Source organism: Streptomyces sp. NPDC055025 (assembly GCF_053608565.1).
This window is the reverse complement of sequence record NZ_JBSGVS010000016.1, coordinates 84,176-99,389: the sequence shown is the minus strand read 5'-3', so window position 1 is coordinate 99,389 and position 15,214 is coordinate 84,176. Positions and strand designations below refer to the sequence as shown.

General features: G+C 70.3%; 1 protein-coding gene and 2 pseudogenes. All 3 read right to left on the bottom strand.

All coding sequences use genetic code 11. The annotated features are described in order from the left end of the window. Positions 1 to 11: 11 nt before the first annotated feature. Positions 12 to 173, bottom strand: a pseudogene (locus ACWGDX_RS12785) (beta-ketoacyl synthase N-terminal-like domain-containing protein); the annotation flags it as partial. A gap of 118 nt (positions 174 to 291) precedes the next feature. After that, positions 292 to 804 (bottom strand): annotated as a pseudogene (locus ACWGDX_RS12780) (beta-ketoacyl synthase N-terminal-like domain-containing protein); the annotation flags it as partial. 87 nt (positions 805 to 891) lie between these two features. Further along, a complete protein-coding gene (locus tag ACWGDX_RS12775; protein ID WP_453624919.1) occupies positions 892 to 15,123 on the bottom strand; it encodes an SDR family NAD(P)-dependent oxidoreductase in 14,232 nt (4,743 codons plus the stop codon). Between the last annotated feature and the right edge of the window lie 91 nt (positions 15,124 to 15,214).

The window sequence follows — 15,214 nt, the reverse complement described above, 5'->3', positions numbered from 1 at the left end:
CCCGCCCCATCAGCCGACGCCGAAAACGACTTGCACCGACCATCCACCGCCCCCACCCGCTGCCGCGAAAACTCCACGAATGTGCGGGGGGTGGCCATGATCGTGGCCCCTGCGGCCAGAGCGAGGGAGCACTCCTCGTTGCGGAGGGCCTGGGCGGCCAGGTGCATGGCCACCAGCGACGACGAACACGCCGTGTCCACCGTCAATGCCGGACCCGTAAAACCACAACGTGTAGGCGACCCGGCCGGACATCACGCTGGGAGCACCACCGGTGAGGACCAGGCCCTCCACCTCGGCGGGGGTCTCGTCGACGCGGGGGCCGTACTCGTGGCCGCTCGCACCGACGAACACACCGGTCGGGCTGCCGTGCAACGGCACCGGGTCGATGCCCGCGTGTTCGAAGGTCTCCCAGGTGGTTTCCAGCAGCAGCCGCTGCTGCGGGTCCATGCCCAGCGCCTCGCGCGGCGAGATTCCGAAGAAGCCCGCATCGAAGTCCGCGGCGTTGTGTACGAAGCCGCCTTCCCGGGTGTAGCTGCGGCCGGAAGTTTCCGGATTGGGGTCGTAAAGACGGTCAAGCGCCCAGTGGCGGTCGGTCGGCAGACCTCCTATGGCGTCAACGCCGTCGGTGACCAGTCGCCACAGGTCGTCCGGCGAGGCAACCCCGCCCGGGTACCGGCAGGCCATGCCGACGATGGCGATGGGTTCGTTCGCCTTGTCCTGTACCTCCTCAAGTTGCCTACGTACGTCGCGCACGTCGGCGATGGAGCGCTTGAGGTATTCGCGGAGCTTGGATTCGTCGGACACGCGAAGGTCACTCCCCTGGTGTAGTCATGTTCGGTGGGGCGGTGGGGCTGCTGAAGCGGTGTCGGGGCAGGCGGGCGGTTCTCGGGGTCACGGCCGGTCTTGGTCGACCAAGGCGAACAGTTCGTCGTCGGTGGCCGAATCCAGGTCGTCATCGCCACCCGTGTCGGCTGCCGAGGGGATTGCGCAGGCGTCGAGCAGTTCCTGTAGACGGGCGGCGACGCGCCGGCGTGCCATGTCGTCGGAGAGAACGTCCGGCAGGGAGTCGCCGACCTCGCGGAGGCCGGCCATGACCGGGTCCTCGTCCTCGGGCAGGGCGAGCCTGCCGAGGATGTGGTCGGCGACCTGGGCCGGACTGGGATGGTCGAAGACGAGGGTCGCGGGGAGCCTCATCCCGCTCAGGCCGGCGAGCCGGTTGCGCACTTCGACGGCGGTGAGTGAGTCCACGCCGAGTTCCTTGAAGGCGCGGGCGTCCCGCACCACGGCCGGATCGGTGTGGCCGAGGACGGTGGCGACCTGGGCGGTGACCAGGTCGAGGAGCGTGCCCCGCCGCTCCGCAGGGGACAGCCGGGCCAGCCGGCCGGCGAGGGGTTCCGCGCTGTCTCCGCCCGCCGCCGCGGTGGGGCGGACCGGGGTGCGCACCATGCCCCGCAGGGGCGGGGGCACGCTCGCGGCGTCGGCGCTCAGTGCACGGGGGTCGAGCCGGGCGGGGACGACGACGGGTTCGCCTACGGTCAGTGCGGCGTCGAAGAGGGCGAGCCCTTCCTGTGACGTCATCGGCACCAGCCCGCTTCGGGCAATGCGGTGGAGGTCCGTCTCTGCCAGGTGCCCAGTCATACCGCTGGCCTGTTCCCACAGGCCCCAGGCGAGCGAGAGCCCGGCCTGTCCCCGCGCGGCGCGGTGTCGGCTGAGTGCGTCGAGGAAGGTGTTGGCGGCGGCGTAATTGGCCTGCCCCGCCGCGCCGTTGAGTCCCGCGATGGAGGAATAGAGGACGAACGCGGACAGGTCGAGGTCGCGTGTCAGGTCGTGAAGGTGCCAGGCCGCGTCGATCTTCGGACGCAGTACGCGGTCGATCTGTTCGACGCTGAGTGAAGTGAGGAGGCCGTCATCGAGGACGCCGGCCGCGTGGATGACGGCGGTCAGCGGGTGCTCGGCCGGAATGCCGTTCAGAAGGCCGGTCAGGGCAGTGCGGTCGGCGATGTCGCAGGCGGCCACGGTGACTTGGGCCCCGGCATCGGTGAGTTCGGCGACAAGCGAGCCGACGCCGTCGGCGGCCGAGCCGCTGCGGCTGGCCAGCAGCAGGTGCCGGACGCCGTGCGTGTGAACCAAGTGCCGGGCCAGCAGCGCGCCGAGCACCCCGGTGGCGCCGGTGAGGAGAACGGTGCCATCGGGCTGGAACTCGGGCCGCACGGTCAGGACGTTCTTGCCCACGTGCCGGGCCTCGCGCAGATGCCGAAAGGCGTCCTTGGCCCTGCGCACGTCCCATGCCCGTACCGGCGACAGGGTCAGTACGCCGTCCCGGAACAGGTCCAGGATCTCGCGCAACATCTGCCCGATCCGTTCCGGTCCGGCATCGACCAGGTCGTAGGCGCGGTAGGTGACACCGGAGTGGTCGCGTGCGACATCGGCAGCGGTACGTACATCGGTCTTGCCCATCTCGACGAACCGGCCGCCCGGCGCGGTGAGCCGCAGCGACGCATCGACGTATTCGCGGGCCAGCGAGTTGAGCACCACGTCGACGCCCCGTCCGTCGGTGGCGAGGCGGATATGCTCCTCGAACGCGAGGGACCGGGAGGAAGCGCTGTGCTCGGCGTCGACACCGAGACTCCGGAGCACCGTCTGCTTCGCCGGGCTCGTGGTGCCGAAGACCTCCGCTCCGAGGTGGCGCGCCAGTTGCACGGCAGCCATACCGACGCCGCCGGTGGCCGCGTGGATCAGTACCTTCTCGCCGGCGCGCAGCCTCGCGAGGTCGACCAGTCCGTAGTACGCGGTCAAGTGGACGACCGGCACCGACGAGGCCTCCGCGAAGGACCAGCCCACAGGCATGGGAGCGATCATGCGGCGGTCGGCGACGGCCACCGGGCCGAAAGCGTGGAAGAACATGCCCATCACCCGGTCCCCGGGGGCGAAGTCGGTGACACCCGGGCCCACTTCGGTGACGATGCCGGCTCCTTCGCTGCCCAGGACGACCTCGCCCGGGTACATGCCCAATGCCATCAGGACATCCCGGAAGTTCAGCCCGGCGGACCGTACGGCGATCCGGACCTGCCCCTGTGCCAACGGCCGGTCGGCGGTGTCGGAGGGTGCCAGCGTCAGGCTGTCCAGCGTGCCGACCGCCGGGATCTCCAGCCGCCAGGCGGAGGCGTCCGGGACCGTAAGGGCCGGCCTGCTCGCCGCCGGCACCAGCCGGGGTACGAAGGCCTCGGCACCCCGCAGCACGAGTTGCGGCTCCCCGGTCGACAGCGCGGTGGGCAGGGACCGGGCGGCGGCCTCACCGTCGAGGTCGACCAGTCGGAACCGGCCGGGGTTCTCCGTCTGGGCGGTCGCCAGCAGGCCCCAGACACCGGCGTGGGCCACGTCGGCGGCGTGGGCGTCGACGGTCACCACCACAAGTTCCGACGTGTCCAGCCGTTCGTCCGCGAGCCAGGAACGGACCAGGTCGAGCACGCGGTGCACGGCCTCACGGGCGCTGTCGGCGACGTACGGGGAATCAGACGCGGTCACCGGAGCCAGCACGACGGCCGGCAGAGGATCGGGAGAGCCCGCCAGGGCCGCCGGGTCAGGGAAGGACGCGGGCGCGCTACCGTCGGCGGGCCACCAGGTGGGTATGTCGCCGAGCAGCGCCCAGTCGCCGGTGTCCGTGGCCGCCTGCTCCGGTCGGACCGGGACCAGTTCGACGATGTGCAGCGCGTCGGCGGTCCCCGTGGTGCCGAGCAGGGCGTCCCGGGACGCAGGCCTCAGTACCAGGGAATCCACGGACAGCACGGGCGCTCCGGTGCCGTCCGCGATCGCCACCGACACCGCGTCCGGCCCGGCGGGGCTGAGTCTGACTCGTACCCGGGAGGCGCCCGAGGCGTGCACGCGCACACCCCGCCAGGCGAACGGCAGTCCGCCTTCCCGGTCGTCGGTGAGCAGCAGGGGGTGCAGCGCGCTGTCGAACAGTCCCGGATGCACGAGGTGGCCGTGGGACTGCTCGCCGTCCAGGACGGCTTCGGCGTACAGGTCCGCACCGTGCCGCCACAGTCGGCGCAGCCCCCGGAAGGTCGTGCCGTACCGGTAGCCGTCGGCGGCGAGCCGCTCGTACGCTCCGTCGAGGCCCAGCTCGGTGGCGCCCGCGGGCGGCCACGAGCGCAGTTCCACCGGCGCGCCGCCGGCCGAGCCGAGTATGGCCTCGACGTGGTCGGTCCACGGCGGGGCGACGGCGTCGGATTCGGCGCGGGAGTGGACGGTGAGCCGTCGGCGACCTTCCTCATCGGCCGGGGACACGACGGCCCGGATCAGCACCCCTCCCCGGTCCGGCACGACCAGCGGAGCGGTGAGGGTGACTTCCTCCAGGCAGGGCGCTCCGACCCGGTCGCCCACCGCGGTCAACAGGTCGGCGAACGCGGTGCCGGGCACGACCGCACTGTCGAACACGGTGTGGTCGGCCAGCCACGGATGGGTGTTCAGGGAGAGCCGTCCTGTCAGGATGAGCCCACCGTCCGGCAGATCGACGACGGCTCCTATCAGCGGGTGACCGGTGCCGGTCAGACCAGCGGCGGTGACACCGGCGGTGGCACCGGTGCGGCTGAGCCAGAACCTCTCCCGTTGGAACGGGTAGGTCGGCAGGTCGACGGTCTGTGTGTCGCCGTCGGCGAAGCAGCGGGTCCAGTCCACCGGGACGCCGTGCACGAAGAGTTCGGCCGCGCTCCGCAGGAATTGGTCGAGGCCGCCCCGGTCGCGGCGGATCGAACCGGTGACCACGGCGGTGTGCTGGTCGCCGTGTTCGGCGGTGTCCCGGATGCCGACGGTGAGCACCGGGTGCGGGCTGCACTCGACGAACACGCCGTGTCCGGTGGCCAGCAGTTCGCCGACCACGTCGTCGAAGCGGACCGTACGGCGGAGGTTCTCGTACCAGTACTCGGCCCGCATGTCCGCGATGTCGTGTGGCTGCCCGGTGACGGCCGACCACATCGGAACGGTGCCGGAGCTGGGGGCGATCGAGCCGAGTTCGGCGAGCAGCCGGTCCCTGAGCGGCTCCACTTGCGCGGAGTGCGACGCGTAGTCCACCGGGATCCGGCGCACCGACACGCCCGCCGCGATCAATTCGGCCTCGAACCCGTCCACCGCGTCACTCCAGCCGGACACCACGGTCGCACGCGGCCCGTTCACCGCCGCCACGGACATCCGGCCGTGCCAGTCGGTGAGGGCGGTCTCCACCTCGGCCGCTGGCAGCGGCACCGACAACATCCCTCCTGTACCCGCCAGTTCGGTCAGGGCACGGCTGCGTAGCACCACGATCCGGGCGGCGTCCGCGAGGGAGAGCCCGCCGGCGACGTACGCGGCCGCGATCTCGCCCTGTGAATGCCCCACTACGGCGGACGGAGTCACACCCCAGGACCGCCACAGCGCCGCCAACGACACCATCACCGCGAACAGTGCGGGCTGCACCACGTCCACCCGTTCGAGGGACGGTGCGTCGTTGGCGCCGGTCACCACGTCCAGCACCGACCAGCCGGTGAGGTCACCGATTTCCCGGTCGCACTCGCGCAGGGCCTCCGCGAACGCCGGGGCGACGGCGACGAGTTCTCTGGCCATCCCGACCCACTGGGATCCCTGGCCGGGGAAGACGAACACCACGTCGCCGGGTTCGTCGGTGAGATCGCCGAGCACCGCACGGCCGTCCGGTTCGCCGGAGGCCAGCGCCAGCACCCCCGCGCGCAGTTCTTCGGAGTCGTTGCCGACGACGACGGCACGGTGCTCGAACACCGACCGGCTGGTGACCAGGGAACTGGCAACGCGCACCGGTTCGTCCACCGGCCACTGGGCAAGCTGGGCGGCCTGGGCACGCAGGGCCGGGAGGCTGCGTGCGGACAGCACCCACGGCACACCGCGGGCCGGATCGCCGGCGCCGACGGCCGACGGCTCGGCGGCCGGGGCCTGCTCAAGGATCACATGAGCGTTCGTACCGCTGATGCCGAACGATGAGACGGCTCCACGCAGTGGTGCGTCGTGCTCCTGCCACGGGCGCCCGTCGGTGAGCAGCTCGACACCGCCCGCGCTCCAGTCCACATACGGTGACGGTTCGTCGACGTGGAGGGTTTTGGGCAACAGTCCGTGCCGCATGGCCATGACCGTTTTGATGATGCCCGCGACGCCCGCGGCGGCCTGGGTGTGTCCGATGTTCGACTTGATGGACCCCAGCCACAACGGCCGGTCCGGATCACGATCGCGCCCATAGGTGGCGAGCAGCGCCTCCGCCTCGATCGGGTCACCGAGTTTCGTACCCGTACCGTGGGCCTCGACAACGTCCACGTCGGCCGTCGACAGCCCCGCGTTCGCCAGCGCCTGCCGGATCACCCGCTGCTGGGAAGGGCCGTTCGGCGCCGTAAGACCGTTCGACGCACCGTCCTGGTTCACCGCCGAGCCACGCACCACCGCCAGTACCCGGTGGTTGTTGCGCCGAGCGTCCGACAGACGCTCCAGTACCAGCACTCCGACGCCCTCGCCCCAGCCGACGCCGTCCGCGGCGGCGGAGAACGGCTTGCACCGCCCGTCGGGCGCGAGTCCCCGCTGCCGGGCGAACTCCACGAAGGTGCCGGGCGTCGACATGACCGTCACTCCACCGGCGAGAGCGAGGGAGCACTCCCCTGCCCGCAGCGCCTGGGCCGCGAGGTGGACCGCGACCAGCGACGAGGAGCACGCGGTGTCCACGGTGACCGCGGGGCCGGTGAGACCGAGTGTGTAGGACAGCCGGCCCGACAACACACTGCCCGTGTTGCCGGTCAGCAGGATTCCTTCGAGGTCCTCGGGCATCCGGTCCACGCTGGGCGCATAGTCGTGGTACATCTGCCCGGCGAACACGCCGGTCTGGCTTCCGCGCAGCGACACCGGGTCGATACCGGCGCGCTCGATGGACTCCCACGCGGTCTCAAGGAGCAGCCGCTGCTGGGGGTCCATGCCCATCGCTTCCCGAGGCGAGATCTCGAAGAACCCAGCGTCGAACTCAGCCGCCGAGTGCAGGAAGCCCCCACCAGTGGCGTACGTGTGACCGGCCTTCTCGGGGTCGGGGTCGTACAGGCCCTCCGGCCAACCCCGGTCGTCCGGGAACCCGGACACCACGTCACGTTCCTCGGCCACGACCCGCCACAGGTCCTCCGGAGAGTACACGTCACCCGGGTAGCGACAGGCCATGGCGACGATGGCGATGGGCTCGTCGTCGCGTGCCAGGGCCGACGGAGCCGGTGGCGCGGCGTCCGGTCGCTCCCCGGCGAGCTCGGCCAGCAAATGGCTGATCACGTCTCGGGGCGTCGGGTAGTCGAATACCAGTGTGGTCGGCAGCCTCGACCCGACCGCGGCAGTGAGCCCGTTGCGGAGTTCGACGGCGGTCAGGGAGTCCAGCCCGAGGTCCTGGAAGGTCCTGTCCAGGTCGAGGGCCTCGGGCTCGGTGTGGCCGAGCACGGCGGCCGTGGTGTCCCGCACCAGCTTGGCCACCCCGGCCGCCCGGTCGGCGAGCGGCAGGTCCGCCAACCCGGGGAGGGACCCTTCACCCGCGGTCCGCCGCCCCGGAGTTCCGGCCCGGACGAGGCCGCGCAGCAGTGGCAGCACCTCGCCTCTACGCACGGCGGCGGTCTCGAACCGCATCGGCACGACCAGCGCGCGGTCCTGCCGCAGCGCCAGATCGAACAGCGACACCCCCGTGTCGTGCGGCAGCGGCAGCACACCTGTCCTGGCCATCCGGGCCAGATCGGCGTCCGTCATGGTCTCGGCCATTCCGCCGGCCGGCGCCCACAGACCCCACGCCAGGGAGGTGGCAGGCAGACCGAGAGCCACGCGGTGGCGCGCCAGCGCGTCGAGGAAGGCGTTGGCCGCCGAGTAGTTCGCCTGTCCGGCGGCGCCGATCTGTGCCGAGACCGACGAGTAGAGTACGAACGCGGTGAGGTCCAGCTCCCGGGTCGCCTCGTGCAAGGCCCACGCGGCGTCGGCCTTGGGCCGCAGTACCGCGTCGATGCGTGCTCCGGTCAAGGAGGTCACGATGCCGTCGTCCAGGACACCGGCGGCATGGACGACAGCACGCACCGGATACTCGGCGGGGACGTCGCGCAGTACAGCGTCCAGTGCCGGTCGGTCCGCGGCGTCGCAGGCAACGATGGTGACCTCGGCGCCCAGCTCGGCCAGGTCGTCCTGTAGCCGGGCCGCCGACGGAGCGGCCGGGCCGCTGCGGCTCAGTACGAGCAGATGACGTACACCGTGGACACGCACCAGGTGCCGGGCCAGGGAGGCACCCAGCTCGCCGGTGCCACCGGTGAGCAGAACGGTCCCGTTCTTGTCGAACCGGAGCTCCGGCGCTTCAGCCACCGGTGCGAGCCGGGCCAGGCGTGGTGCCAGGACAACGCCGTCGCGCAACGCGACCTCCGGCTCCGCCGAGTCCGGCACCGACGCCGGATCAGGCCGGCCGTCCACGGCGACGATCCTGAACCGTCCAGGATGCTCGGTGTTCGCCGAACGGATCAGTCCACGCACCCCGGCCGCCGCCACATCGCGCTCGTCGAGCATGAACACCAGGCACGCGTCGGCGAATCGTTCATCGGCCAGCCATCCCTGAACCAGCCGAAGCGCCTCCTGTGTCACCTCGTGCACCGACGTGACGACATCACCGCGGGCCTCGGGCACGGACACCACGAGGAGAGACGGTACGGAGCCGGGCAGTTCGGTGGGGTCGGCCCCCCAGGACAGCTCGGCGTACTCCCCGGGACGGGCCCATGCCGTCTCGACCGGTATCCAGTCCACGTGGAAGAGGTGGTTGCCCAAGGGATCGACGGAGCCGTGCGCCTCCCGCCACGTCAGGGACTCGACGGTCGCCACCGAAGCGCCGTCCGAGTCGGCGATCCGCAAGGTCACCTGGTCGGGCCCTGTCGGGGTGACTCGTACCCTCAACCGGCTCGCTCCGGTCGCGTGGATCTCCACACCCCGCCAGGCGAACGGCAGCACCTTGGGCCCGCTCCCGGTCACCGCACCCGGAAGCCATGGGTGCAGCGCGGCGTCGAGCAGCGCCGGATGGATGACGAAGGTATCCGTCCCGCGTACAGGCAGCTCGACCTCGGCGAGAATGTCGTCGCCGGACCGCCACAGCCGTCGCAGCCCTTGGAAGGCCGGCCCGTAGTCGTAACCGTGCTCGGCCAGCCGCTCGTAGATGTCGGCCGTGTCGACCTCGACCGCATCCGGCGGTGGCCAAGCGCCGACGTCGGACCGCACTGCGGATACGTCGCTCAGCACACCGCTCGCGTTGCGCGTCCACACGTCTTCGGTGGCGTTGCGCGAGTCGACGGCGACATCCCTGCGTCCGGCGGCGTCCTCGGCCGACACGGTCACACGGATCAGGACCACCTCGTGCTCGGTGAGCGTCAACGGCGAGGTCAGCGTCAGATCATCGATCCGGGAACTTCCCACCCGGTCACCTGCCGCGACCGCCAACTCCACGAAGGCGGCTCCGGGCAGCAGCAGTCCACCGGGGACGTGATGATCGGCGAGCCAGGGGTGGGTGCTGAGGGATATCCGACCCGTCAGAACCGTCGCGTTGTCGGGTAGTTCGACGACCGCGGCGAGGAGGGGATGCCCGGCGTCGGACTGCCCGGCCGAGGACGCATCACCCGCGGCCGGTTCCAGCCAGTAGCGCTGACGCTGGAAGGGATACGTCGGCAACGGGACCCGCTGCGGGGCCTGATCGGCGAACAGCCCGGCCCAGTCCACCTCCGCACCATGCACAAAAGCGTGGGCGAGCGCGTTGAGGGCCTGCCGGTACTCCGACCGATCCCCACGCAGTACCGGAACACTGTCCTCGACCAGAGCCGACAACACCCCGTCCGGCCCCAGTTCCAGCCACGCCTCCGCCCCCGCCGCTGCCACCGCATCAGCGAACCGCACCGGCCGCACCACATGCCCGACCCAGTACTCCGGATCACCCCACTCGTCCGCCACCGCCTGCCCGGTCACGGTCGAAACGACCGGCAACCGCGGCGGTGCGAAAGACAGCCCCGCGACCACCTGGCGGAACTCCTCCAGCACCGGCTCCATCAACGGCGAATGAAACGCATGACTCACATCAAGCCGCTTCGTCCGCCGCCCCGACAGAGCCGACACCAACCGCGCAACCTCCGCCTCACCACCGGAAACCACCACCGAACCAGGCGCATTCACCGCAGCAATCCCCACAGCCGGGATGCCCGCCAGCAACGGCGCAACCTCCTCCTCCGAAGCCTCCACCGCCACCATCACCCCACCCGACGGCAACGCATCCATCAACCGAGCCCGCGCCGACACCAGCACACACGCATCCGCCAGACCCAGCACCCCCGCCACATGAGCAGCAGCAATCTCCCCCACCGAATGCCCCACCAACACCGCAGGCCGCACACCCCACGACTCCAACAACCGGAACAACGCCACCTGCACCGCAAACAACGCCGGCTGCGCCACCCCGGTCCTCTCCAACCCCACACCGGAAACGATCACATCCCCGACCGGCACATCCAGACCCGCCGCCACCTCATCGAACGCCTCCCGGAACACCGGAAACGCCTCATACAACTCCCGCCCCATCCCCACCCGCTGACCACCCTGACCAGCAAACAGGAACCCCACACCACCAACCGAACCCGAACCCACCACCGGCACACCAGCAGCCAGCTCAGCCCGATCCGAACCCAGCAACACCGCCCGATGCCCAAACACCGAACGCCCCGACACCAACGACCAACCCACATCCACCAAACCGCCATCACCGGCACCGTCGCCGGCCAACGCAAGAGCGGACACCCGCGCCACCTGCTCCCGCAACGCCTCCCCCGACCGCGCGGACACCACCCACGGAACCACCGGCATCACACCACCAGCACGCCCACCAGCAGGAACAGCAGAAACAGCAGGAACAGCAGCCGGGTCACCCTCCTCCACGATCACATGCGCGTTCGTCCCGCTGATCCCGAACGACGACACCCCAGCCCGACGCGGACGACCATTCGCAGACCACTCCCGCGACTCCGCCAGCAACTCAACAGCCCCCGCCGACCAGTCCACATGAGACGTCGGCGCATCCAGATGCAACGACCGCGGCAAGACCCCGTGCCGCATCGCCAACACCATCTTGATCACACCAGCGATCCCCGCGGCCGCCTGCGTGTGCCCGATGTTCGACTTGACAGAGCCCAGCCACAGCGGACGGTCCGGATCACGGTCCTGCCCATAGGTGGCAAGCAACGCCTGCGCCTCGATCGGATCACCGAGCCGCGTCCCCGTCCCATGCGCCTCCACCGCATCCACATCAGCCGCCGACAACCCCGCACTCGCCAACGCCTGCCGAATCACCCGCTCCTGCGACGGACCATTCGGCGCCGTCAACCCATTCGACGCACCATCCTGATTCACCGCCGAACCACGCACCACCGCCAACACAGAATGGTTATTGCGCCGGGCATCCGACAAACGCTCCAGCAACAACACCCCCACACCCTCAGACCAACCCGTACCATCAGCCGACGCCGAAAACGACTTGCACCGACCATCCACCGCCAACCCACGCTGACGCGAAAACTCCACAAACGTCCCAGGCGACGACATCACCGTCACCCCACCCACCACCCCCAACGAACACTCACCACTCCGCAAAGCCTGCGCCGCCACATGCAACGCCACCAACGACGACGAACACGCCGTATCCACCGTCAACGCAGGACCCGTAAAACCAAACGTGTAAGCAATACGACCGGACATCACGCTCGGCGAACTGCCGGTCAGCAGGAATCCACTGAGGCTGTCGGGGGCCGAATGCCGGCGGGGGCCGTACTCTTCGGCGGTGGCACCGATGTAGACGCCGGTCGCGCTGCCGCGCAGCGTCTGGGGGTCGATGCCGGCGTTCTCGAACGCCTCCCACGCCGTCTCCAACAGCAGCCGCTGCTGCGGGTCCATGCCCAGCGCCTCGCGCGGCGAGATTCCGAAGAAGTCCGCGTCGAAGTACGCGGCGTCGCCCAGGAATCCGCCGTGGTGTACCGGGCCCGGTGCCCAGCCGCGGTCGGTCGGGAAGGCGGAGATGACGTCCCGTTCGCCGGAGAGGAGGTCCCACAGTTCGGCCGGTGAGGATGCCCCACCCGGGAATCGGCAGCCGATGCCGACGATCACGATCGGGTCGTCCTCGGCGGTCGCCGCCGCCGACGGGGTGTGGACAGCCGCGGCCTCGTCAGGAGGCACGTCGAAGAGCGAGCGGTGCACATGCGCGGCGAGCACACGCGGAGTCGGGTGGTCGAACACCAGTCCTGTGCGCAGCGGGAGTCCGGTTTCGGCGACCAGGGCGTCGCGGAGTTCGACCGAGGTCACGGAGGTGAGGCCGAGGTCGCGGAAGGTGGTGTCGATGTCGATGTCCGCCGCGGCGGTGTCGACGACCCGCGCGACGTTCCGGCTCACCAGGTCGATGACGGCCGCGTCGGGGTCGGGCAGGGCCGCGAGCCTCTGCCGGAGCGCTTCGGCCTGGGAGGGCTCGTGCACCGGTTCGTCCGTGCGCGGTATGCCGAGCCAGTGCCGGTCCCGTTGGAATGCGTACGTAGGCAGAGTGATCCGGCGGGCGGTGGTGCCCTCGAACAGGCGCGGCCAGTCCACGTGGACGCCGTGCGCGAAGAGACGGCCGACGGAGGTGAGTACACGCGTCGCTTCGGCCTCGCCGGCCCGGAGCGCGGAGAGCGCGAGAGCGTCCGGGAGGTGGTCGCCGATCGCGCCGGTCAGGGCGGCGTCCGGCCCGACTTCCAGGAACGCGGTCGCCTCGGCACGCCTGATCGCGTCCGAGAACCGTACCGGCTGCCGTACGTTGCGCACCCAGTATTCCGGCGAGGCCACCTCGTCCGCGGTGACCGGCGCCCCGGTGACCGTGGAAATCATCGGCACGCGTGGAGCGTGGAACGACAGGCCTTCCACAAACCGTCGGAAGTCCGGCAGCATCGGGTCCATCAGGGGCGAGTGGAACGCATGGCTGACGGTGAGGCGTTTGACGCGCCGCCCTCGGGCTCCCAGCCGCCCGGCGATCTCGTCGACGGCGGTGTCGACGCCTGACAGGACAACCGAGTTGGGGCCGTTGACGGCGGCGATGTCGACGGCGTCGGTCCGGTCGCCGACCAAGGTGCGGACTTCGTCCTCGGTGGCCTCGACGGCGATCATGGCCGCGCCCCCGGCGGGCAGGGCCTGCATGAGCCGGGCGCGGGCCGCCACCAGGGCGCAGGCGTCGGGCAGTTCGAGCACGCCGGCCAGGTGGGCGGCCGCGATCTCGCCGACGGAGTGGCCGACCACCACGTCCGGGCGAATGCCCCAGGACTCCAGCAGCCTGGCCAGCGCGACCTCGACCGCGAACAGGGCGGGCTGGGTCCAGCCGGTCTGATCGAGCCCCTCACCCGAGTCGATCGTCTCCGCCAGCGAGCCGCCGGTCAGCTGGTCCAAGTGGTCGCATATCTCGTCGAATGCCCGGCCGAACTCCGGGTAGGTCGCGCGGAGTTCGCGTCCCATGCCGATGCGTTGCGCACCCTGGCCGGTGAAGACCAGGCACAGTCGCGGGTCGTCGAGAGCAGCCGTCCCGGGATGGGCCAAGTCGCGTAGGCCGGCGACCAGTTCGTCCGCTCCGGTACCGACCACGACCGCACGGTGGGCGTACGTGGCCCGGGTCGTGGCCAGGGAGCGGCCGACGTCCACCGGGTCGGCGTCGGCCAGGGCGGCAAGCCGGTCCGCCTGGGCGCGAAGAGCCGCCGGGGTGCGGCCGCTCACCACCCACGCTATGGGCGACATCGAGGATGTGGCGTCGGGGCGTTCGGTCTGCGCACGCCCGTCTGTCAGCACCAGATGGCAATTGGTGCCGCCCATCCCGAAGGAGCTGACTCCGGCCACCAGGGGCTTGTCGGGGCTGGGCCACGGACGCAGTTCCCTCGCCACCTCCAGACGCAGTTCCGCGAGTGGAATGCCGGGATGGGGAACCTCGTGGTGCAGCGTCGCCGGGATGGCACGGTGGTGCACCGCGAGCACCGTCTTGACCAGGCCCGCTATCCCAGCGGCCCCTTCGAGGTGGCCGATGTTCGTCTTGACGGAGCCGACCACCACCGGGGCGTCGGCGGGACGTGACCCGCCCAGTTCGGCGCCGAGCGCGGCCGCTTCGATCGGGTCGCCCACGGGAGTGCCGGTGCCGTGCAGTTCGACGTACTGGATGTCGGTGGAGGCGACGCCGGCGGCCTGGTGGGCCGCCGCGAGTACGGCGCGCTGGGCGTCCACGCTCGGGGTGGCGAGGGTTCCCTCACCACCATGGTTGACAGCACCGCCGAGGATGGTCGAAAGAATGGTGTCGCCGTCGGCGATCGCCGCGGCCAAGGGCTTCAGCAGAACAGCCGCGGCGCCTTCACCGCGGACGAATCCGTTGGCCCGTGCGTCAAATGTGTAGCAGACACCATCAGGTGACAGCGCACCCCATTCGGCAAGCAACGCCGAGTTCTCGGAGCCGAGCAGCAGGTTGACGCCGGCGGCGATGGCCACCTCGGACTCGCCGCGCCGCAGGCTCTCGCAGGCCAGGTGCACGGCGACCAAGGAGGAGGACTGGCCGGTGTCCACGACCAGGCTGGGGCCGTCCGCGCCGAGGAAGTAGGAGAGCCGATTGGCGATGACGCTGCGGTGCGTCCCGATGGCGGTGTGCCTGCTGTACGTGTCGGGGCCTCCGCGCCTGCTCAACTCGGCATAGTCGTCCCAGATCGCGCCGACGAACACGCCGAGGCGGCCGGTGTCCGTGGGCCGGATGCCACCGTTCTCGAGTGCCTCCCAGCCGAGTTCGAGGATGAGGCGCTGCTGCGGATCGGTTGCGTCGGCCTCCTGCGCGGTCATCCCGAAGAACTCGGCATCGAACCGGTCGACATTGTCGAGGAAACCACCCCGAGCCTGGCCGGCCGTCGATCCCGGGCGTCCGGCGGGAGAGGAGGTGACCGCGTCGGTGCCGGTACTCAACAGCCGCCAGAACTCCTCAACGCTATTCGCACCGGGGAAGCGACAGGACAGACCGATAACCGCAACGGCATCATCTATCGTTTCGATATCGCCAACGGAGCCACTCATAGATCCCCCACCGTCGATTCATTCGGAACAATGGCAGCACACGGATCACCAGGCACCGATGCTAGGTCATGAAGCCTCTGAAATACCCCCC

Excerpts from the sequence above, each read along its gene's own strand:
- ACWGDX_RS12775 (WP_453624919.1), bottom strand. The coding sequence starts at position 15,123 with ATGAGTGGCTCCGTTGGCGATATCGAAACGATAGATGATGCCGTTGCG.